Source organism: Enterobacter cloacae complex sp. ECNIH7 (assembly GCF_002208095.1).
Taxonomy (GTDB): Bacteria; Pseudomonadota; Gammaproteobacteria; order Enterobacterales; family Enterobacteriaceae; genus Enterobacter; species Enterobacter cloacae_M.
This window is the reverse complement of the sequence record NZ_CP017990.1, coordinates 2,737,360-2,759,282: the sequence shown is the minus strand read 5'-3', so window position 1 is coordinate 2,759,282 and position 21,923 is coordinate 2,737,360. Positions and strand designations below refer to the sequence as shown.

Sequence of the window (21,923 nt, the reverse complement as noted above, 5' to 3'; positions counted from 1 at the left end):
ATTTGATTAACAGCGAGTTTTGCACAACACTGCCAGTAGAGACTTATTTATCAGGATTTCGTATGGCAATCACCCGACCACGAGCGGAGCGCGGAGCCTTTCCGCCGGGCGCTGAGCAATATGGCCGCTCATTTTTAGGCGCATCGCTGATCTGGTTCCCGGCGCCCGATGCCGATCGCAGCAGCGGTTTGATCATTGCCGGCACGCACGGAGATGAGAACTCGTCCATCGTCACGCTTTCCTGCGCGCTGCGGACGCTGACGCCTTCATTGCGACGTCACCACGTGATTCTTGCCGTCAATCCGGACGGCTGTCAGCTTGGTTTACGGGCGAATGCGAGGGGAGTCGACCTGAACCGTAATTTCCCGGCGGCAAACTGGCGCGCCGGCGAAACGGTTTATCGCTGGAACAGCTCCGCCGAGGAGCGGGACGTGGTGCTGCTGACGGGAGACAAGCCCGGCTCCGAGCCGGAAACGCAGGCGCTGTGCCAGCTTATCCATAAGATCCACCCCGCATGGGTTGTCTCCTTCCACGATCCGCTGGCCTGCATTGAAGATCCGCGTCACTCCGACCTGAGCGCGTGGCTGGCGCAGGCTTTCGCCCTGCCGCTCGTCACCAGCGTGGGCTATGAAACACCCGGATCGTTCGGTAGCTGGTGCGCCGATTTGAGCCTGCCCTGCATCACCGCTGAATTCCCGCCGATTTCCTCAGACGAAGCCAGCGAAAAATACTTAAACGCGATGATGGAGCTTCTGCGCTGGCAGCCTCAGAGATGAAGCACGCCGCTGGTAAAATTAAGCGCCGGTGAAACGTCAACCGCCAGCCACGTCGGGCCATCCAGATCGGCGAAACGGACCTGATTGACCAGCGGCAGCGCCGCGCCGATCGCCCGGGATGTGCAGAGCATGCATCCCAGCATCAGGGAAAAGCCCTGCGCCTGCGCTTCCGCCGCCAGGGCCAGCGCCTCTGTCAGCCCGCCGGTCTTGTCGAGCTTGATATTGACCATCTCATAGCAGCCCTTTAGCGCGCTCAAATTCTCGCGGGTATGACAGCTTTCATCCGCGCAGACGGGCAGCGGATGGATAAAATTCTTCAGCGCCGCATCATCCTTCGCTGGCAGAGGCTGCTCCAGCATCGCCACGCCCAGGTCAGCCAGCAGCTGGCATCGGGCGGCAAGCCCCTCGGGATGCCACGACTCGTTGGCGTCAACAATCAGCGTGGCCGAGGGAACCGCCGAGCGAATGGCGACCATCCGCTCGCTGATCAGGCGATCGTCGAGCTTCACTTTTAACAGCGTGGCCCCGGCGTCATAGAGCGCTTTTGCGCTGGCGGCCATCTGCTCCGGCTCACCAATCACGACCGTTTGCGCCGTCACGACGGACTCCGGCAGCGCCACACCCAGCAAGGACGTCAGCGATTGCTGGTGCCTGGCGGCCTCAAGGCTCCAGAGCGCGCAGTCGATAGCATTACGTGCTGCCCCGGCGGGTAAACGCTGCTGTAACGCCTCGCGCGTGAGCCCTTTTTGCAGCTCTGGCACCAGGGTCATGATATGCGCCATCACCGAAGCAGGACTTTCTCCGTAGCGCGGGTAAGGCGTACATTCCCCAACGCCTTTAAACCCCTCTTCTTCGATTTCGACTACGACCACGCTGGCTTCACTTCGACTGCCGCGGGAGATCACAAACGGGGTATGCAATGGCCAGGCTTCTTCATAGACCTTAACGCTTCTCATCACTGACTCCTTGCAGCCCGGAAAGGCGAAAAATTTGGTTTGCCGTGTTATCCGCTGATGGCATACACTAGCCCCGACGTTAACTATATGTAAACAGGAAGATATCTATGTCACAACTCGTTCATTTCCAGGGCAACCCGGTTGCTGTTGCAGGTTCCATTCCGCAGGCTGGCAGCAAAGCGCAGGCTTTTACTCTGGTGGCTAAAGATCTGTCTGACGTCACACTGGCTCAGTTTGCGGGTAAACGCAAAGTACTGAACATTTTCCCAAGCATTGATACCGGCGTTTGTGCCGCGTCCGTGCGTAAATTCAACCAGCTGGCGACTGAAATGGACAACACCGTTGTGCTGTGCATTTCCGCTGACCTGCCGTTTGCCCAGTCCCGTTTCTGCGGTGCCGAAGGCCTGAGCAACGTTATTACCCTCTCCACCCTGCGCAGCGCAGATTTCCTCGAGAAATACGGCGTCAGCATCGCGGAAGGCCCACTGAAAGGTCTGGCAGCACGTGCCGTACTGGTTCTGGATGAAAACGACACCGTTGTCTTCAGCGAACTGGTTAACGAAATCACCACCGAGCCGGACTACACTGCCGCGCTGGACGTGCTGAAAGCATAATAAGTACTTAGCATTCTATACAACTTAATCTCAACCTCGCCGCGGCGGGGTTTTTTATTATCTCAAAGCTGAATCGTTAAAGCATAAATATTCACAAATCACATTATTCATGCAATAAAAACGGCGACGCGTAACATTAACGTGATCAATAACGCATAATAATCTTTAAATTCCCCTATTTTCATCCCCAGTGAAGCACATCACATTTCCCTTTTTGTCTAAACATTAGATTTGCTTACGAAAGAAAATAATCGTTTCAGCAAAAAGGATAATATATGAAGATTAAATTCGCTTTTACGCTCCTTGCGGTACTGATTTCTGGCCATGCAGCGGCTAAAACCTGGGTGCTGACAAGCGCTGAAAGCAGCGTAGAGAAAGGAAACTGGAAGATTTCCAGTGATGAGCTGAAAGTTAAAAATCAAACGTTCAGCATTGAGCAAAAAGTCTTGCATGGTGGTAAACAGGAAGGCAGCAAAGTCATCATAATTAGCAGCAAAGATGGCCTGACGATTACCCTGAGCCCGACCCGCGGGATGAACCTTCTCCATGTTGAAGGCTTTGGCACCCGACTGGGGTGGAATTCGCCCGTTAAAGAGGTTGTTAATCCGGCCTACATCAACCTTGAAAGCCGCAACGGTCTCGGCTGGCTGGATGGTTTCAACGAGATGATGGTGCGCTGTGGCTATGAGTGGACAGGACATCCGGTCACCGCTGACGGGCAAATTTACACCCTGCACGGCAGGGCCGGTAATACCCCCGTTTCGCAGGTTGAGGTTGAAATCGCCGATGCTGCTCCGCATGAGATCCGCGTTCGCGGTTTGATCAAAGAGAGCACGTTTAAAAAATCGGATCTGCAAACCATGACCGAACTGCGTTACGTTCCCGGAACCAACCAGTTCAGCCTGCATGATGTTCTGACCAACCATGCGGATTACCCTCATGATTACCAAATCATCTATCACAGCAACTTCGGCACGCCGATCCTCGAAGAAGGCGCGCGTTTCCTTGCGCCGGCGGCGAGCGTGAGCCCATTCAATGACTACGCCAAAGCGGGGGTTAACGACTGGCAAACCTATGCCGGGCCGACAAAAGGCTTTGATGAGATGGTCTTTAACATTAAACCGCTCGCGGACAATAACCACGAAACGCTTGCAGCGGTGGTCAATAAAGCCGGAGATAAAGGCGCGTCAATCCAGTTTGATACCCGCCAGCTGCCCGTGCTGACCTTGTGGAAGAACACCGACACGCTGAAGCAGGGCTACGTCACGGGCATTGAGCCGGGCACCAGCTACGCCTACCCCGTTACGATTGAACGCGAGCAGAAGCGGGTTAAGCAGCTGCAGCCCGGTGCCAGCGCGCAGTTTGACCTGACCTATACCCTGCTGCACAGCCCGCAGCAGGTGAAAGAGGTCGAAAACAGGATTGCATCGATTCAGGGAGAGACAAAAACAGAAATCGTTAACACGCCGATGGCGAAGGAATAACCATAAAGCAAAAAGCCTCTTTACAGAGGCTTTTTTGTTATTAGTCGCCTTTCTTATGATTCAAACCGTACTCGCGCAGCTTGTTGGCGATCGCGGTATGCGAGACGCCAAGACGTTTTGCCAGCTTGCGGGTGCTGGGATAGCTGCGGTACAGCTGCGTCAGCACTGAGCGCTCAAAACGGCTGGTGATATCGTCCAGCGAACCTTCCATCGCCTCTTCGCCGACCGATACCGTCCCCGCGTCGTAATCAGGCAACAGAATATCCTGCGGACGCAGTTCATAACCTTCCAGCTGGGTCAGCGCGCGATAAACGGCGTTTTTAAGCTGGCGAATGTTGCCCGGCCAGCCGTAGCGCATAAGCACCGTGCCGAGATCGGCAGACAGCTTCGGACGCGGCACCCCCTGCTCGTCGGCAAAGCGGGCAACGAACAGCTCCGTTAGCGGCATGATGTCCTGCGGACAATCGCGCAGCGGTGGAATATTCAGCGTCAGGACGTTGAGGCGGTAATAGAGATCCTCGCGGAAGATCCCTTTTTGCACCAGCTCAACCAGGTTTTTCTGGGTGGCGCAAATGACGCGCACGTCCACATGCACTTCGTGATCCTCACCGACGCGGCGGAAGGTTCCGTCATTCAGGAAACGCAGCAGCTTAGCCTGCATACGCGGCGACATTTCGCCGATTTCGTCCAGCAGCACGGAGCCGCCGTTAGCCTGCTCGAAGAACCCTTTCTTGCCTTCCGGCGCGTGGCCAAACAGCTCGCTTTCAACGGCATCTTCCGGAATAGAGGCGCAGTTAAGTGCCAGATAAGGCTTAGCCGCACGCGGGCTCGCCAGATGCACCGCGTGAGCCAGTAGGTCTTTCCCGGTGCCGGTATCCCCGGTAATCAGCAGCGGTGCGGTCAGGCTTGCGAGCTTGCGCGCCTGATCAACCACATGGCGCATTTTCGGGCTGACGGCAATAATCTGGCTGAACGCGCCGACATCCTGACTGGAGAGGTTTTGCAGCTGGCGACCCATGCGTAACGTCGAGCGCAGCATGATCACCGCCCCGGTCAACACGCGGGTATTCCCTTCCCCTTTCAGATAGACCGGCGTGATCTCCATCAGGAAATTCTGCCCGTTAATCACCACATGCTCGCTAAGCGTGTTCTGCGGATTGCTGTCCAGCCAGCGCTGGAAGTTAAAGCCGGGGATCAGCTGCGCGGCGTTATGATTGCTGAGCTTCTCCTGGCTCTGCGCGAAAAGCTGGCAGCTCGCGTGGTTAACGCGCTCAACTTTGCTTTTCAAATCCAGGGAGAGGAACGGCTCCGGCATGGCCTCCAGCAGCGCGCTCAGGGCCAGGTGCTCACGCTCAGAGGGCATCCAGGGAATGGTGCGTACATCCGTAACGCCAGCGATACGGCGGATTTCCGCCATCAGGCTGCTGAAGGTGTTAAATTCAATTTCGGCAAAATTGAGGTAAATTCGCCCGACAGGATCGATCTCAATGCCACGTAAATCAATGCTACGTAAAACAAGAAGATCGAGTAATTCGCGGGTCAGACCGAGACGGTCTTCACAGAAGACTTCAAGACGCATGGGAAATTCACCGTTTTAAGCCAATAACAGTAAAATGATATGTCAGAACACGGTGATCGGGAAGATGGCTGTCAACAAATATTGACAGCCAGCACGATAAGTGAACAAAACCTCACGGAGCGGGTTTCTTATTGAGCGTCTCTTTGAGCTGACCGATCAGTTCGCGCCTGAAATCTCCCAGACGGGGCTTATCGCCGTCAATCCACGGCAGCGGACGGCAGACCTCCATCGCTTTAATCCCCAAACGCGCCGTCAACAATCCCGCGCCGATACCCTGCGCCGCACGGGCAGAAAGACGCGCCGCCAGATCCTGCGACATCCAGTCCATGCCCACTTCGCGCACCAGCTCACTCGCTCCGGCAAACGCGATATTGAGCAGGACCAGTTTGAACAATCTGAGCCGACTGTAATAACCCAGCTCTATGCCGTAAAGGTTCGCGATACGGTTGATCAGGCGCAGGTTACGCCAGGCGATAAAGGCCATATCGACCAGCGCCAGCGGGCTGACGGCAATCATCAGGGTGGATTCCGCCGCAGAGCGGCTAATCTCGCGCCGCGCCTGGGCATCCAGCACCGGCTGAACCATATGGGAATAAAGCGTCACTACTTCCCGGTCATTCTGGGTTTCATGGATGGCGGCATACCAGCGCTGGAGCGCCGGATGCGACTGATCGATTCCGGCCTGGCTGGCCAGCTTTTCACAGAACGCGCGGCCTTTGCCGGTGCCGTGACTATGGAGCAGATCCCGCGCTTCATCACGCTCGTGCGCGCGCTGGCGCAAACGCCAGAGCCGCCGCCACTCGGTGGCAACCGACCCGATACCCGCCCCCACAATCAGCGCGCCTGCGGCACATCCGCCCAGCGCGACCCAGTCCTGAGTTTGCCAGGCATTCATCGTCCACTGCACGCCTTGACCAACCACGCTTACGCCAAACAGCGCCAGCCCGGCGGTGACCATCTTGCGCCACAGGCTGCGCTTTGGACGCAGGGCGGCTTCCACAACCGCCTCTGCCGGACCTTCCTCACCGCCGGGCTCCTCGATCAGGGCCGGGGAAAAGTTATCAGCCTGCGTGCCGCTGAAGGTCTGCGCGGTTTTAAACGCCTCCTGAGGATCCTGCTCAAGCGTTCCGGTAAAGTCTATGCGCGGTTTTAACGGTTCCGTCATCGCAATTTATCTCCAATCAAAAACTCCAGCGCCGCATCCAGACGGATGTGTGGTAATGGCCGATCGACGCTCATTGCCTGAGGGCGGAAGGCTTCAAACTGGAAGCCCTGGTTCTGCCAGAAGGCCTGACCCGGCAGCCGCGCAGGCACTTCCCCCGGATAGACGGTAAGCGGTTCACCGTCGCTGAGCCGGTTCCCGCGTAATGCCGGTATTTTCTCGCCGTTAAGATCGATCAGCCCGCTTTGCGTTGCCTGCACGGACGCAAGCCCAAGGCAATCCATGCCGATCCCTTCGAAGGCGGCGTTTTGCCAGGCGTCCTGAACCAGCTGCTGCAGCAGCGATACCATATTGGCATGCTGATCGACCGTGACGTGATCGGCCTTTGTGGCCGCAAAAAGCAGTTTGTCGATCACCGGAGAGAACAGACGGCGAAACAGCGTCCTCTGCCCGTAGTGGAAACTTTGCATCAGCTGCGTCAGGGCAAGGCGCATATCGTTGAAGGCCTGCGGCCCGCTGTTGAGCGGCTGCAGACAATCCACCAGCACAATCTGACGGTCAAATCGCAAAAAGTGGTTTTTATAGAATCCCTTAACCACTTTTTCACAGTAGTAATTGTAACGCTCGCGCAGCATCCCGGCGTTAGTGTGCCTGTCGGCCTGCGCCAGCTTCGACTCGCCCACCCCGTCCACGTCTGGCCAGGGGAAGAACTGAAGCGCAGGCGCGCCCGCTAAATCACCCGGCAGGACAAAGCGACCCGGCTGAATGAAGTGCAACCCTTCCTGCTTGCACTGATGCAAATACGCCGTCCAGGCTTCGGCAATGGCCGCCAGACGGTTTTCATCGGCCGGTGCAAGCGGGTCCAGGCCTTCGCACAGCTGTCGCCATTTGGCCGACCACCCGGCGCGCTGCCCCTGCAACAACCCCGTCATCTGGCGGGACCAGCTGAGGTAGTCCTGCGCCAGCATCGGCAGGTCGAGCAACCATTCACCGGGGTAATCGACGATTTCAAGGTACAGCGTAGAAGTATCCTTGAAGTGGCGCATCAGGGATTCATTCGAGCGAAAGCGCAGCGCGAGGCGAATCTCACTCACCCCTCGCGTCGGCGTCGGCCACGTGGGCGGATCGCCATAGAGCTGCGCCAGCCCTTCGTCATAGGTAAAGCGTGGAATACCAAAATCACGCTGAGGGACGCGCTTCACGCCCAGCAGGCGTTCTTCCCGCACCGCGCTGAGCAGCGGCAGACGCGCGCCGGCGTGCAGGTTCAGGAGCTGGTTTACCATCGCGGTGATAAACGCCGTCTTACCGCTGCGGCTAAGCCCCGTCACGGCCAGACGCAGATGGCGGTCAACGCCACGGTTCACCAGTGAATTGATTTCGTTTTTAAGTCGCTTCATCGCCGTCCTTCGTTGCCTGGAAGCCTTGAATGCATGGCTTCAGAATACAATAAATGGGGGCAGATCGTTGATTATCAATTCTTATTTATTGCTATTGCCGTTTTCTCTCCAGTAAGATGAACGGCATTGCTGTCAGTCCGGAGTGAGTAAGGTGTATGTCACCCACCATCTATGATATCGCACGGGTTGCGGGCGTATCGAAATCAACCGTTTCCCGCGTTCTGAATAAACAAACGAATATTTCTCCCGAAGCGCGTGAAAAAGTGCTGAAGGCGATTGACGAATTAAATTATCAGCCCAACAAACTGGCCCGCGCCCTGACCTCTTCAGGCTTCGATGCCATTATGGTTATTTCGACCCGTTCAACCAAAACCACTGCCGGAAATCCTTTTTTCTCAGATGTCCTGCATGCCATTACGGCAAAAGCGGAAGAAGAAGGATTTGACGTTATTTTACAAACGTCAAAAAGCAGCGAAGACGATCTGCTGAAATGTGTGAGTAAAATAAAACAGAAGATGATCAAAGGGATCATTATGCTGAGCTCACCGGCAAATGAATCATTTTTCACCACGCTGGATGCGTATGGCGTACCGGTAGTAGTTATCGGCAAAGTCGAAGGTGAGTTTCAGAATATTTATTCCGTCGACACGGATAATTTCCATGACAGCGCCACGCTGACCGAAACCTTTATTAAAAACGGACGCCGTAAAATTGCCTGTCTGCATGCCCCGCTTGATTATCATGTTTCGATCGATCGTCTTGAGGGCTATAAAGCCAGTCTGGAAAAGTACCATATTGCCCTCAACCCGGACTGGATCAGGGATGGCGGTTATACCCATGAGAGTGCGCTTACGGCGGCGCTGGAATTGTTGTCTTCACCCACGCCGCCTGATGCAGTATTCGCTACCGACAGCATGAAGTTACTTAGCCTCTATCGCGCGGCGGATGAGTTGAACCTGATGATCCCGGAGCAGGTGGTCATCGCCGGATACAGTGACCCGATGCTGTCTCTCATTTTAACGCCCGCACCTGGCGGCTTCGATATCCCGACCCGAAAACTGGGCGAAGAGAGCTGCGATCTTCTTTTCAGGCGTATTGCGGGTCAGCCCGCACCGCAAAAAGTTCTCGTTGATACCCACTTTTTACTGGCGGCCTCGCTGCGCTAAAAGCAGGGGCTTAGCGCCCCTGGCGTGCCCTCGGTCAGAACGCGTAATTTACCCCAACGCCCGCATAGTGGAAGCGGTCGTTTTTACCCTCGTCATGGTTTTCCCATTCATAGGCGTATTCAAGCGTCATGGATAAACCGTTGTTGAAGTCATAGGCATACTGCATACCCAGGCGGTTGAAATCATGTCCTTCACGCTCAGGATCGTCCTGCCAGTCCCAGTTCGACCAGCGATCGAGCCCCAGTCGTGTATAAGGCGTTAAGGTCGTCTGGCCCAATGAAATAGGCAGATAGGCGCGAATTTCCTGGGTGGAGAATTCGCCGTTATTACGCGAACCGTTCATATTGAAACCGCGCTCTAAATAGTAATTCACTTTAGCCGCAAAGGTTTCGTTAATGGTCCAGGTAAAGCCCGTTTCGGTTTCAACGCGGCTATCAGAATAACCGGTTTTCTCCAGATCGTTGGCAAACTGATACATGGCAAACCAGCCGCCAAAGCGCCAGTCATCGGTTAATTTAATATCCCAGTCAGGTTGAACTTTGTAGCGCTGCATATTCGCGCTGCCGTCTTTGGCTCCGTGTTCATCTTTAAAGTGGTAGCCATAATTACGGAAACCACCGGTCAGACCGAAAGTAAAATCATCGGTTCCGATAAAGCGATAGCGTAATTCAAATTCAGGACGGTCGAAATAGGTTCCACGGGTCATACTGCTGTAATCAACCGGCCCCTCCTGATACATCGCCAGCGAAATAGTCCAGGCATCCCAGGTTGCATTAAACCACACGGAAGGTTCATATAATCCATCTTTATCGTCGCCCTGCCCCTCAACGTTTTCGATTTCATACATCGCGCCGATATTAAATTCCCACTGTTTCGCTGTTTCTGATGCTTGTGCACAGCTAACCCCTGCGCACAGCACGAGCGCAGCACTTCTTAGTAGAGTACTCATTTAATTTTCCCTTTATAAGTAACAAACAAAAAAACCGGAAATTTGCATTTCCGGCGAACACCTTTCTTATCTAATAGCCGCTTCAGTTTCAGCGTCGAAGAAATGGCACTTGTTCATATCGAACTGGATGTCGATATTATCCCCAGCGGCATAATCATTCGCCGCGCCAGCGCGCACAACCAGCTCATGGCCCCCAACGGTGGCGTAAAGCATGAACTCCGCGCCGGTCAGTTCGGCTACGCTGACTTTCGCCGCGATATTCTCACCTCGGCTCTGCAGCGTGAGAATATCTTCCGGGCGGATCCCAAAGACCACGGCTTTGCGCTGATACCCTGCGACATTCAGTGAAGCGAGCTTGTCCTCCGGGATCGCCAGACGCAGCGTTTCCGTAACAAAATAGCGATCGTCGATAGCGCCGCGAATAAAGTTCATGGCTGGCGATCCAATAAATCCTGCAACAAACATGTTTGCCGGTTCGTTGTACACCTGCTTCGGTGCACCGACCTGCTGAATAATGCCGTCTTTTAAGATCACGATGCGGGTCGCCATGGTCATGGCTTCCGTCTGATCGTGGGTCACGTAAATCATGGTGGTGTTGAGCTTCTGGTGCAGCTTGCTGATTTCAGCCCGCATCTGCACGCGAAGCTTGGCATCGAGGTTAGAGAGCGGTTCATCCATCAGGAACACCCCCGCCTCGCGCACGATCGCCCTGCCCAACGCCACGCGCTGACGCTGGCCGCCGGACAGCGCGCCGGGTTTGCGCTTGAGGTACTCGCGTAATCCGAGGATCTGTGCCGCCCAGTTAACGCGGTCTTCGATAACCGCAGGCGCAATTTTTTGCATCTTCAGGCCAAACGCCATGTTGTCGTAGACCGTCATATGCGGATAAAGCGCATAGTTCTGGAAGACCATCGCAATATCGCGAGACTTGGCGGGCACGTCATTCATGCATACCCCGCCAATAATCAGTTCACCGGCGCTGATCTCCTCCAGACCGGCAATCATTCGCAGCGTCGTGGATTTACCGCAGCCCGAAGGCCCAACGAAGACGATGAACTCCTTGTCTTCGATTTCGAGACTGAAATCCTTAACCACGTGGACCTGGTTATCATAGATTTTCTGAATGTGTTTCAGGGACAGTTGAGCCATTGTTAATTCCTTAGCAATACGTCCGGGATGCCCAAAACTCGGTCAGGCATTTCCAGGTCAGTTCCCGCGTAGAATGAAGTTGTAATCCCGAATGGTTCAGGCCAGCTCCAATCCCAACCGATAGCATTCCCGCCGCGTTGATCGCCTCAACGCCTGCAGGTGCATCTTCGATACCTATAGCCGCGTCAGGACGCACATTCAGGCCTGCACAGGCGGCGAGGAAGATCTCCGGGTCTGGTTTTGAGCGGCGAATACGGGAAGCATCGGCGCAAAAATCGAAGGCCTGATCAATGCCCAGCGCGTGCAGGATCCCCGGGGCATTCAGGGAAACGGAGGCGAGCCCAATTTTGACCTTCGCCGCACGGATATCCGCCAGCACGTCGCGAATACCGGGAAGCAGTGAATCCTCCGTCAGCGACGCCAGAGACTGGACATAGAGCGCGTTTTTCTTCGTCGCCAGCGCGAGGCACTGCTCATCGCTAAACGTCCCCTCTTTCCCGCCATGCTTCAGGATGCGCTGAAGGGAATCCATGCGGCTAATGCCCTTCAGCTGTTCGTTAAACGCTTCGTCGAAGGTGATGCCGATTTCATCCGCCACTGCACGCCAGGCCAGAAAATGGAGGAGTGCGGTATCGGTGATCACACCGTCCAGATCGAATACAACAGCCTTAAGCATCATGGCGCCTCTCCGTGGTAGCGGTCCCATTTTCAGATGCAAGAAAATCCTTATAAGCGCAAATTTTCCGCCCCGATACATGTAGCGTTTTGCCCCACAGCGTCAGCGTGGCAGGTGCCGAAGCTTCTATGGTTAACACCTCATTTTCATAGGTGAAGTGCAGCGTTGCGTTCCGCCAGCGAAGAGGGAATGTGAGTTTTTGCCAGTGAGCTGGCAGTTTCGGCGCAAGATGCAGCTCCCCTTCAACAATCTGCACACCGGCAAATCCCTGAATGACGCCGGACCAGATAGCGCCGGTCGCAGCGGCGTGAATTCCGTCATCGCAGCTGTGCGGGTCGTCCCCAAGATCAATGGCGACGCCATCGCGCCAGAAGGCGTAGGCACCCTCGACGTCACCACAGCGGGCAGTCACAATGCCGTGAATGGCCTTGCTCAGCGAAGAATCATGGATCGTGCGGGGCTCGTAGAACGCCAGATTGGCGGCGCACTGCTGCGGGGTAAACCGCTCCGGCAACAGGTAGGTAAGCATCACCACATCGGCCTGCTTAAGGATCTGCATGTCGTTGACTTCCGCGCGGGAATAATCGAGCAGAATGGTCTGCTTACCCGCTTTGGCTTTGTAGCGGCTCAGATCGATGGCAGGTTTTGCCATAAAGGTATCATCCTGCGGGATCACACCGTCTGAATTGGCCTCCGGCAGCCATAAGCGCGCCAGGAACCGTGTCGCTTTCTGCGTAAAACCTTCATCCTCGCGCCCAAACATCGTCATAAACTGACGAGCGCAGGCGACGTTGTGCCAGGCCAGATAGTTGGTATAAGCGTTGTTGTTCACATGCTCGGTGTATTCGTCAGGTCCGATAACGTCATGGATTTCGAGACGACCATTAATTTCCGTCGCGCGGCCCATCCAGAACGCAGCGGTTTCCATCAAGAGCGTCAGACCTTCATTCCGCATAAAGGTCTCATCGTGCGTCGCCTGCCAGTAAGCGACGACGGCCCAGGCGATGTCCGCCACGATGTGGTGTTCCGCCAGCGCGGAGGCCACCTTCTGACGCGTGCCGGTTCGGATGTTGATAGCCGCGAACTCCGGCGTCTCTTCCAGCCCGCTGGCGGCGCTTTCCCATGGAAACAACGCGCCGGGCCAGCCGTTGCGACGGGCTTTTTCCCGCGCCCCGGCCAGGTTGAGCCAACGATAGCGCAGCAGGCTACGGGCGGTCTGGGGACGCGTGAAGAGATGGAAAGGCAGCAGGAAAATTTCGGTATCCCAAAAGACGTGGCCTTTATACCCCTCTCCAGTCAGCCCTTTGGCGGCGATACTGCTTCGCTCATCATGGGCTGGCGTCATGGTCGTCAAATGCCAGACGGCGTAATCCAGCGCCATCTGATCCTGATGTTCCGTAGAATCAACCTCCACCCGAGCGTCACGCCAGACCTCTTGCCAGGCACAAGCCGAACTCTCAAGCAAGGCGTCGTAGCCTCTTGCCGCACAGACTTTGAGATCGGCCAGCGCGTTGCGGGCGAAAGAGGCCTGCGACAGTGCCTTATCACTGCGATGTGCAACCCAGACGATTTTTTCAAGCGTGACAGTGTCACCCTTCGCAATCGTCAGCGAATGATGAGCGCTGAGACGACGATTTTTTGCGGTGAAACAGCTGTCGCTCTTGGCTGAGAGCTGACAATACGCTGAAACAACAATCTCAGACGCGCGGTCCTGCGTTTCATACACGCCCTGCATGTATTCCTGATCGAACACTCTGACCGACACTTCATCCAGATGCTGTCTGCCGCTGTTCGTTTGCGTTGCGTCAATGCCGGTTTGCAGCACGGCGTGCGTGACGGCATCGAGCGGCGTGATGGAAAGCTGCATGGCCACTAAGGGCAACTGGACCAGCGACACAAAACGACGGCTCTCCAGACGATAGCGCTTCCCGTCAGACGAGCGCCAGACGACGCTGCGACGAAGTTCGCCATTGGCAAACGCCAGCTCGCGCTGCCACTCGAGGATTTCGCCTGACAGGAGCGTGAAATTGACGCCATCCAGCTCAACATCAATACCGATGATATCCGGCAGATTGACCAGCTCAGTGGTCTCGTTGCGACCAGCACGATGATAGAGACCCGCAAGATACATGCCTCTGGTTTGCTGGGTGTAATCTTCTTCGTGCGCAGCGCGGATACCCATGTAGCCATTACCACAGGCCATAATGGAGGCGTATTTATTCAGGCTGTGTGGACAAAAGCCTGGGTCGGTTAATACAGACACGTTTAGCATAACGTCACGCTTTCCCCTGTTTCTGCAGATTCATACAGCGCGGCGACAAGCTGCTGGATAACCAGCCCCTGCTCTGCATCAGCGATCATGACGGGCTCTCCCTGCACATGCCGCACAAAGGCATCCATACTGCGCATATGACGCCGATCGTCAGCCTCTTCACGCTGCGTGAGGGTGACTAAAGTCCCGGCTTCGTCGTTGTAGATGTGCGCCGGGAACAGCATGGCGCCCGCCTTTTCACCGCAAAATGCGACGTTCATGATGGATTGTTCACGGATATTGAGCGCAAACGACGTGTCCAGACGCAGAATGCCGCCGTTGCAAAATTCAATGGTGCCAAACAGGGCATCTTCAACGGTAAACTGCGTGGGATCCCACGCGCCAAACTGGCCGCTGCTTTTACGGTTTCCCAGCCTCTGGAAGCTGTGTGCCGTCACCTTTTTTACCGCCGGGAACCCCAGCACGTACATCGCGGCATCGAGCATATGGATGCCGATATCAATCAGCGGCCCACCGCCCTGTAGCGTTTTGTTGGTAAAGACGCCCCAGCCGGGAACCCCGCAGCGGCGTAGCGCCTGCGCAGTGGTGTAATAAATTTCTCCCAGCGCCCCCTTCATCACGGCCTCACGCAGCAGTTGCGTATCGAGAGCAAAGCGATGGTGAAAATCATACGCCAGCACTTTTCCCGCCTTGCGCGCGGCCATGCGCATCCGATCGGCCTCCTGCGGCGTCATAGCAGGTGGTTTTTCACACATCACGTGGCAGCCAGCTTCCAGCGCTGCCATGACGTGCTCGAAATGGAACCGGTTAGGCGAACAGACGCTCACCACATCCGGCTTAACCGCCTCGAGCATGTCTCGCGCATCCTGCCATACCGAGGAAATACCATGACGTTCCGCAAACGCCAGAGCCTGTTCAGGATGGCTGTCCATGACAGCCACCATCTGAACATCACTGCGCGTGGCGTAATACGAGGCATGCACTTTATCCGCGACCTGCCCGGCGCCAATGATGGCGACGCGCAGAGGCGAAGGTGTAGAAGCACTCATCACGCTCGTCATCCTTAGCATTCACGCAAGTAAGTGAGCGAATCCCGGTATGCCTGAGCCGGATCCTCGGCGCGAACACGGCACTCATACACCACGTAACCCTGGTAGTTATCGGCACGCAGCTGATCGAACAGGCTGGCAAAATCGAGGCTACCGCTGCCCGGCTGGTAGCGGTGGTTATCTGCAATGTGCACATGGCCCAGCAGATCGCGGTGCTGATGCAGCGCATCCGTCAGCGAGTCTTCTTCGATGTTCATATGATAGAAATCGCCGATGATCTGCACGTGCTTCAGACCGTTCTCTTCGATATAGCGACGCGCGTCAGCCAGGGTGTTGATCATGTGATCCTGATAGCGGTTCAGCGGCTCCAGGTAGACGGTTGTTCCGGTGCGCGCCGCCACCTCATCCAGCCAGCGCAGGGAGGCGCTTACGGCTTTGTGGTCACCGTCCAGGCTGCGTGGAGAGGTCATTGGTGGCAGACGGAAGGTAAACATCCCCCAGGCAGCAGGCACGATAATGCCCTTTCCGCCGACTTCAGCCAGCGCTTCCAGAATGCGTTCGATCTGCTGTAACCCGTTCAGACGGCGTTCTTCGATGAAATCACCGATCCAGCCATCGTATCCGCCACATGCTGTCGTCACCGGCAGACCGGTAGCTTTGATGGCCGCTTTCACTTCATCGAGGTTTTCCACCAGCAGGCGGCCGTCAATTTCGTAGCCATCAAAACCCATTGCTTTGATGTACTCGAATTTCTCCATGATGCTGGTCGGGAAAAAGGCCTGGTTTTGTGTTGCGATCTTCATGATTTGCTGTCCTTAGCTTAAAAAGTGACGCCCAGTTTGATACTGAGTTCCGGGTGCTGATCGACATACTTCATATAGCTTTCCGGGGTGGTGTCGAAGGTCACGACCGGGTCGATCAGATCTTCACAATTCAGATAACCGTTCATCAGCAATTCCCAGCAGGTCTCTTCAATACGCTTGCGGCTCCAGCGCGGGTAGTCCGGGTTGGGTTCGCTGCAGGCGCGGGAGAAGACAATCTTCGCGTTATTGAAATGCGCTTCGCGGCCGAGGTTAAAGCCTTCCGCGAACGGTTTTGCGAAAGCTACATAGGAGATGGTGCCGCCGTAGGCAAGTCCGCGCAGCGCGGACTGCAGCGCATCTGCAAAGCCGCTGGTTTCGATGATCGCGTCCGCGCCCTGCTTCCCGGTCAGCTTTTTGATTTCCAGACCGACATCAGTGCCTATTGGGTTCAGACAGTGGTCTGCCCCATGACGACGGGCGATCTCACAGCGGTGTTCGATTGGATCAACGCCGATAACCACTGACGCACCGGCTTTTTTCGCCAGCTGAATCGCAATCTGCCCAATGGCTCCCAGACCGACCACGACCACAAAGTCGCCCACGCGGACGTTGGCATCACGCACGCCGCTCATGGCGAACTGCGCCGGATCGTAGCAAACGGCGTTTTTCCAGGACGCACCCTGCGGCATTTTGCGCAGCTTGTAGTTGTTCACCGCGTTAACGATCACCGTTTCCTGCAGCGGGCCGTAGCAGCAGACGCTGTCGCCGATCTGATATTCCGTGACGTCATCACCGCATTCGATAATCTCGCCAACAATCATATTGCCCAGCTGAAACTTACCGAATTCGATCCCGCGGGGCGCCCCTTCTTCACGCGGCGTGAACATCTGCCACTCCGCGTTGAACTCTTCGTCAATAAACGGGCTTGCCGCGCGGAAATCCACGACTTCAGTGCCGTGCTTCGGCGCGCCAAAGCGTGAACGAATTTTCACTTCATGTGCTCCCACAGCACGATCTTCATATTCCACCAGCGCCGCCACGCGTGGCGCTGTCGCTACTAATTTTTTCATGACTGACTCCTTGTTAAAATTGGCCGCCTCAGCCCTTCACGCCACCGGCGGTCAAACCACTTTTAATAAAACGTTCAGACAGGGCGTACATGATGACCACCGGAAGCGCCGTCACCAGCGATGCCGCCATCATGCGACCCCAGATGTAATCTGGCGTGCTAAAGAGCGTGTTCAGCCCGACCGGCAAGGTGAAATTGCTGGCGCTGGACAGGAAAATGGACGCAAACAGATAGTCGTTCCACGCCACCATGAAGCAGTAGACAAACACCGATACGAGCCCGGAAATCGCCAGCGGCACGGTGATGCGGAAGATGATTTGCAGGCGGTTAAGGCCGTCCATCATCGCGGCTTCTTCGATTTCGTCCGGGATGGTGTCGAAATAGCTGCGCAGCATGAACACCGCTGTCGGTAACGTTTGGGTCACCATGGTGATAATCAGCGCCAGCTCGGTGTCGTAGATCCCAAGGGCAGTGATGATTTTGAACAGCGGCACCACCAGCAATATTCCGGAGAACATGTAGACGGTGTAAAAACTCGCGTTGATCGTCGTGCGGCCTTTAAAACGCAGTTTGGACAAGGCGTAAGCCCCCAGCGTGCCGAGAAACACGGCAATCACCGAGGAGATCAGCGACACCACCATGCTGTTTTTGAAATAGTCCACAAACGGGAAAATCAGCGGGTTAAAGATGTCGACGTAATGCTGCAGCGTCCACGCCTGCGGCAAAATGGTCGGGTTAAGCGATATGGCCTCTTTCGCGCTCTTGAATGACGTCATCAGCATCACGAAGAACGGGAATAGCGTGATGACCAGGAACACCGCCAGACCGAGATAAAAACCAATACGGCTCAGTACGCGTTTATTTGTTGCCATTGAGGTTTACCCTTTTTCTGGTCAGCAGAATCACCGCGAAGATGATCACGAACAGCACGACGGAGATCGCCGCAGCCTTACCCAAATCATTGAAAGCGAATGCGGTTTTGTAGAGGTAGACGCCCAAAATATCGACCTTGGTCGTCAACAGATAGACATCCGCAAACATGTAGAACATCCAGATAGTGCGGAGCGTCACTACCGTTGCCAGCACCGGCATAATCGCGGGCAGCGTAACGATTCGAAAACGCTGCCACGCATTCGCGCCGTCCATTTCCGCCGCTTCATACAGCGACTTATCAATGGTCTGCAAAATCGCGAGGAACGAAATGAACGCGTACGGGAAGTAGCGCCAGATGGCGAACAGCACCACCAGCACAAAGCTGCTGCCAGGATTGTCGAACCACAGGGGTGCCTGGTCATACAGATGCAGCAGGTCAACGCCCAGATAGTTCACAATGCCGTAGCCGTTGTTGAACATGTATTTCCATGCAAACACCAGCGAAATGGACGGGGTGACGTAGGACAAAATCACCAGTGAACGTGCCGTTTTCCGCAGACGGAATTCACGGTTAAAGAAGATCGCAACCGCCAGCCCCAACCCCGTGCTGCCGATCACCACCAGCGCGGTGTACCAGAACGTCATCCACAGCGAGTGCCAGAATGCTGCATCACTGAGAATGCGAATGTAATTATCCAGCCCGACAAACACAGCGCTAATGCGCGGGTTAAGCGGCAGACGTAAGAAACTGATTTCAATATTGGAAATCATTGGCCACGCCACCAGGCCCCCCAGCAAAATCAGGCTGGGGGCCAACAGCAGCATGGCGAAAGGCATATCTGAACGACCAGAAAACAACGTCTTCATAATTTCCTTCCGCAGAGCGCTCCTATCGTTGTGAAATCAGATCGGTCAGACGCTTCTGGCTGTTACTAAGCGTGTTGCTGAGATCTTTTTTCCCCACCGTGACGTTATGCACCATGGAACTGATGATGCCAGACCCGGTAACATCGCCCATGCGTGTGAAGTTTTTGTCCCCCACCGCGCCAAACACCTGCACATTCGGGAACTGCGCAATCAGTTCGTAAGGCAGTTGTCCAAACGCTTTAATCACATCGTTGTTTTTCCAGGTATCGGTGCCCACCACCAGCTTGTTCACCGGCAGTGCCGCGCCGGGCGACATCATGACCCAGTCGGTTGCGTTTTGAGCCTGCTCCATCCAGGTCACAAATTTCTCAGCCGCCTGAGTCTCATCTTCAGTTTGACCGGTGGTAATCGTCAGCGACGTGACCATGCCGTAAACAGCAGAAGAGGTTTCTGTTGGGACGACGAAGCCCAGATTGGCAGGTTTTCCGTCCTGGAATACCGCCGGCAGGATGTAGGTGGAGTAAACCGCCATCGGCGCAGAACCGTTCATGAAGGCATCTTTGATCTCCATGACGTCGTTTGAACCCGGCATGGTGGTCGCGGCCAGATCTTTATAAAACGCCAGGGCTTTTGCCATTTCAGGGGTATCGATGTCGACGTTCCCTTTGGCATCAAAAACGTTCGCGCCGCCGGAAAGCGCAAACTGGGAGAATGCCTGCTCCGTCATCACGCTTTCGGCGGTGGGCAGCGCAATGCCGTAATGTTTTTTAGCCGGGTCGTTGAGCCTCTGGCTGGCTTTCAGCAGCTGTTCCCAGTTATGCGGCTCCTGGATACCCGCCGCAGCAAGCGCATCTTTGTGATACCAGACGCCGGATAGCCAGGCGCTGACTGGCACTCCCGTCCAGGCAGAACCGTCTTCCGTACGAACAACACGCAAAATGCCGTCATAGAAGGTGTCCTCGCCTACCGCTTTAATGGCTTCGCCGATAGCTTTGCGCTCCAGCAGCTGTTCCTTGTCCATAACTTTCGCGTAGTCATGGCTGACCTCAATCACCTCTGGCAGCGCGCCCGTTCTGGCGAGCGTAATGACCTTGGTGTTGTAGGCATCCTCTTCGACCGGCACCTGTTTCACCGTGATGCCGGGGTTCTCTTTCTCGAACTTTTCGATAAGCTTCGTTATAACCGCCTGGCGCTCCTGCTCGACTGACGAGTGCATAAACTCAATAGTGACAGCAGTCTTTTTGTCGTCCTTGCAGCCTGATAACAAGGCGCACGAAACCAGTGCTGAAATCAGCACAATTCTGGGCATTTTCATTTTTAAGGTCCTTTTTAGTTTTCTTTAATCCACAACACCTGCCATGGATGTAGGGTCAGCTTTTTGTCTGTAATATCGTTTCCGGTGATCAAGTCATTTCCGGATTGAATATCGGATTCCGCCGTTTGAATGCCGTCACTGAAATTAAACAGCGCCGTTATTTTTTCACCACAACCCGCCACGCGAACGATTTTTAAAACATGTTCACCTGACGCGCTAAAATAAGCCTCACTGTCAGGGTGAAATGCTTTCTCCGCCCGACGCAGCGCGATTAACTGGCTTAACGAGCAATAGACCTGAGAACGCAGGCTATTTTTATCTTCAAGCTCGCTATCAATTTGCCCTGCCGTGTATTTCTCTCGATTAATCGCACGGTTGTATCCCAGGCGCTCAACACCTGCATAATCATTACGGGAACCGAGAATGCTCTGGATATAAACCGCAGGCACGCCGGGGAAGCTTAAAAGGACGGCATGCGCCAGAATAAAACGGGCAATCCGTTGGCTGTCAGGACTGTTACGCGTACTTAATGCATCCAGATAGGTCACATTAATTTCATAAGGACTGCGTGTGCCATCCGGGTTATTTTTCCAGTTAACCAACGCCCCTTCAGCCTGAAGTTTTTCCACAAGCGAGAGGATTTCCGGCTCGGGTAAAATTCCGCGTAACGGATTCAGACCAATCCCGTCATGCGAGGCCAGGAAGTTAAACCAGGTGGTTTTCGTGGAAGGCAACGTCAGCGACGCCGCCCACTGGCTCAGCGTCCGGACGTTCTGACAATGCACCGCATGCAGCACCAGCGGGGGCAAAGAGAACTGATAAACCATCTGCGCTTCATTTTCACCGTTACCAAAGTAAGCAACGTTATCTTTATGCGGAACGTTCGTCTCGGTGATAATCACCGTTCCCGGGGCGACAGCCTCGGTAATGGCGCGAAAAAGCTGGATGAGCTGATGGGTTTGCTCAAGGTGGATGCAGTTTGTTCCGGGTAGTTTCCACATGAAGCCTACAGCATCCAGACGAATGTATCGCGCCCCTTCAATCAGGTAATGCAGCAGCACGTCGACCATCGCGATCAGCACCTGCGGAGAGGCGAAATTGAGATCAACCTGGTCCTCGCTGAAGGTGGTCCACAGGTGTCGCACGCTGCCGTCATGCAGCGTGAAAGGCGTAAGAAGCGGTAAAGCACGCGGACGCGTCACCGCGGATAAATCTGTTTCAGGATCGACAGAAATAAAGAAATCGCTATATCCAGGAATTTGCTTCAGGTAATTAGCGAACCATTTACTTTTGGCTGACATATGGTTACAGACGAAATCAAACATTAAACTGGCTGACTGTTTTAATTCGGCAACGTCTCGCCACGTTCCGGTTTCCGGTGCAACCTCATGATAATCAATAACAGAAAACCCGTCGTCCGAAGACCATGGATAAAAAGGCAAGAGATGGACATGAGAAAAAGAATGAGAAAGCCACCTGTTATAAAAACGTGTAAAAACAGGCAGCGCCTTCTCCCCTTTCGCTGAAAACTGATCGGCATAGGTGATCAGGACAACGTCTTTTTCATCCCAACCCGTTTTACGTTTTTCCGTAATAACAGAAGCGGCCTTTGCGATATTTTCCAGCAGCACATTAAGATGGGCTTCAGAAAACGTTTCCCCGTAAACAAAATTAATGATCTCTTTAATTTTTGTATCCATTTCATTTTCCATGGTAGCGGTCCCACGAAGTGGCAATCTACTCCCATGAAAAATATCTGTCAACGGA

Annotated in this window: 19 protein-coding genes; 4 read left to right on the top strand and 15 right to left on the bottom strand. The window is 54.8% G+C overall.

Translation table 11 applies throughout. The features are described from left to right. The first annotated feature begins 62 nt into the window (after positions 1-62). Positions 63-776 carry a murein tripeptide amidase MpaA gene (gene mpaA / locus WM95_RS13610; protein ID WP_063408861.1) on the top strand — a complete coding sequence of 238 codons (714 nt, stop codon included), beginning with the start codon at positions 63-65 and terminating at the stop codon, positions 774-776. On the opposite strand, the gene ycjG is transcribed toward mpaA, so the two are convergent. After that, a complete protein-coding gene (ycjG, locus tag WM95_RS13605; protein WP_063408862.1) occupies positions 767-1,732 on the bottom strand; it encodes an L-Ala-D/L-Glu epimerase in 966 nt (321 codons plus the stop codon). The two genes, mpaA and ycjG, sit on opposite strands and share 10 nt — an antisense overlap. A 107-nt stretch (positions 1,733-1,839) precedes the next feature. On the opposite strand from ycjG, the gene tpx reads away from it, so the two are divergent. Together tpx and WM95_RS13595 are read left to right on the top strand one after the other, a co-directional pair. Next, positions 1,840-2,346, top strand: coding sequence for a thiol peroxidase (tpx, locus tag WM95_RS13600; protein ID WP_023335907.1), 507 nt, complete (start codon positions 1,840-1,842; stop codon positions 2,344-2,346). A gap of 275 nt (positions 2,347-2,621) precedes the next feature. Then, a complete protein-coding gene (locus tag WM95_RS13595; RefSeq protein WP_063408863.1) occupies positions 2,622-3,830 on the top strand; it encodes an aldose 1-epimerase family protein in 1,209 nt (402 codons plus the stop codon). Between the two features lie 40 nt (positions 3,831-3,870). Here WM95_RS13595 and tyrR read toward each other — a convergent pair whose 3' ends face one another. From tyrR to WM95_RS13580, 3 genes are all read right to left on the bottom strand, one after another. Further along, the gene (tyrR, locus tag WM95_RS13590) at positions 3,871-5,409 is read right to left on the bottom strand and encodes a transcriptional regulator TyrR (RefSeq protein ID WP_088544802.1); all 1,539 of its coding nucleotides are present in this window, start codon (positions 5,407-5,409) and stop codon (positions 3,871-3,873) included. Between the two features lie 112 nt (positions 5,410-5,521). After that, positions 5,522-6,574 carry a YcjF family protein gene (locus WM95_RS13585; protein WP_047741802.1) on the bottom strand — a complete coding sequence of 351 codons (1,053 nt, stop codon included), beginning with the start codon at positions 6,572-6,574 and terminating at the stop codon, positions 5,522-5,524. Beyond that, positions 6,571-7,968 (bottom strand): YcjX family protein, encoded by a 1,398-nt coding sequence (locus tag WM95_RS13580; RefSeq protein WP_023312030.1) that lies wholly within the window; start codon positions 7,966-7,968, stop codon positions 6,571-6,573. The genes WM95_RS13585 and WM95_RS13580 overlap by 4 nt, the downstream gene beginning before the upstream one ends. Positions 7,969-8,123: 155 nt before the next feature. Between WM95_RS13580 and WM95_RS13575 the strand changes: the two genes are divergently transcribed. Beyond that, a complete protein-coding gene (locus WM95_RS13575) occupies positions 8,124-9,134 on the top strand; it encodes a LacI family DNA-binding transcriptional regulator (protein WP_063409177.1) in 1,011 nt (336 codons plus the stop codon). Positions 9,135-9,168: 34 nt separating this feature from the next. On the opposite strand, the gene WM95_RS13570 is transcribed toward WM95_RS13575, so the two are convergent. The 11 genes from WM95_RS13570 to WM95_RS13520 form a co-directional block, all read right to left on the bottom strand. Then, a complete protein-coding gene (locus WM95_RS13570) occupies positions 9,169-10,083 on the bottom strand; it encodes an OmpG family monomeric porin (RefSeq protein WP_023312032.1) in 915 nt (304 codons plus the stop codon). 66 nt (positions 10,084-10,149) lie between these two features. Further along, a complete protein-coding gene (locus WM95_RS13565) occupies positions 10,150-11,232 on the bottom strand; it encodes an ABC transporter ATP-binding protein (RefSeq protein WP_063409178.1) in 1,083 nt (360 codons plus the stop codon). A 10-nt stretch (positions 11,233-11,242) separates the two neighbouring features. Continuing rightward, complete coding sequence (pgmB, locus tag WM95_RS13560) at positions 11,243-11,911, bottom strand: beta-phosphoglucomutase (RefSeq protein WP_063409179.1); 669 nt, start codon at positions 11,909-11,911, stop codon at positions 11,243-11,245. Beyond that, on the bottom strand, positions 11,901-14,180 hold the full coding sequence (locus tag WM95_RS13555) for a glycoside hydrolase family 65 protein (protein ID WP_063409180.1): 2,280 nt from the start codon (positions 14,178-14,180) through the stop codon (positions 11,901-11,903). Before WM95_RS13555 ends, pgmB begins: the two co-directional genes overlap by 11 nt. Then, positions 14,174-15,232, bottom strand: coding sequence for a Gfo/Idh/MocA family protein (locus tag WM95_RS13550; RefSeq protein WP_088545041.1), 1,059 nt, complete (start codon positions 15,230-15,232; stop codon positions 14,174-14,176). The genes WM95_RS13555 and WM95_RS13550 overlap by 7 nt, the downstream gene beginning before the upstream one ends. 11 nt (positions 15,233-15,243) lie before the next feature. Beyond that, positions 15,244-16,032 carry a sugar phosphate isomerase/epimerase family protein gene (locus tag WM95_RS13545; protein WP_063409181.1) on the bottom strand — a complete coding sequence of 263 codons (789 nt, stop codon included), beginning with the start codon at positions 16,030-16,032 and terminating at the stop codon, positions 15,244-15,246. 17 nt (positions 16,033-16,049) lie between these two features. Continuing rightward, positions 16,050-17,102 carry a zinc-dependent alcohol dehydrogenase gene (locus WM95_RS13540; RefSeq protein ID WP_063409182.1) on the bottom strand — a complete coding sequence of 351 codons (1,053 nt, stop codon included), beginning with the start codon at positions 17,100-17,102 and terminating at the stop codon, positions 16,050-16,052. A gap of 28 nt (positions 17,103-17,130) precedes the next feature. Beyond that, the gene (locus tag WM95_RS13535; protein ID WP_045400139.1) at positions 17,131-17,973 is read right to left on the bottom strand and encodes a carbohydrate ABC transporter permease; all 843 of its coding nucleotides are present in this window, start codon (positions 17,971-17,973) and stop codon (positions 17,131-17,133) included. Then, positions 17,960-18,841 (bottom strand): carbohydrate ABC transporter permease, encoded by an 882-nt coding sequence (locus WM95_RS13530; RefSeq protein WP_023312040.1) that lies wholly within the window; start codon positions 18,839-18,841, stop codon positions 17,960-17,962. The genes WM95_RS13535 and WM95_RS13530 overlap by 14 nt, the downstream gene beginning before the upstream one ends. Positions 18,842-18,863: 22 nt before the next feature. Further along, the gene (locus WM95_RS13525; protein WP_063409183.1) at positions 18,864-20,156 is read right to left on the bottom strand and encodes an ABC transporter substrate-binding protein; all 1,293 of its coding nucleotides are present in this window, start codon (positions 20,154-20,156) and stop codon (positions 18,864-18,866) included. A gap of 14 nt (positions 20,157-20,170) precedes the next feature. Further along, positions 20,171-21,868, bottom strand: a complete 1,698-nt coding sequence (locus WM95_RS13520) for a sugar phosphorylase (RefSeq protein WP_063409184.1) — start codon at positions 21,866-21,868, stop codon at positions 20,171-20,173. Positions 21,869-21,923: the final 55 nt, after the last annotated feature.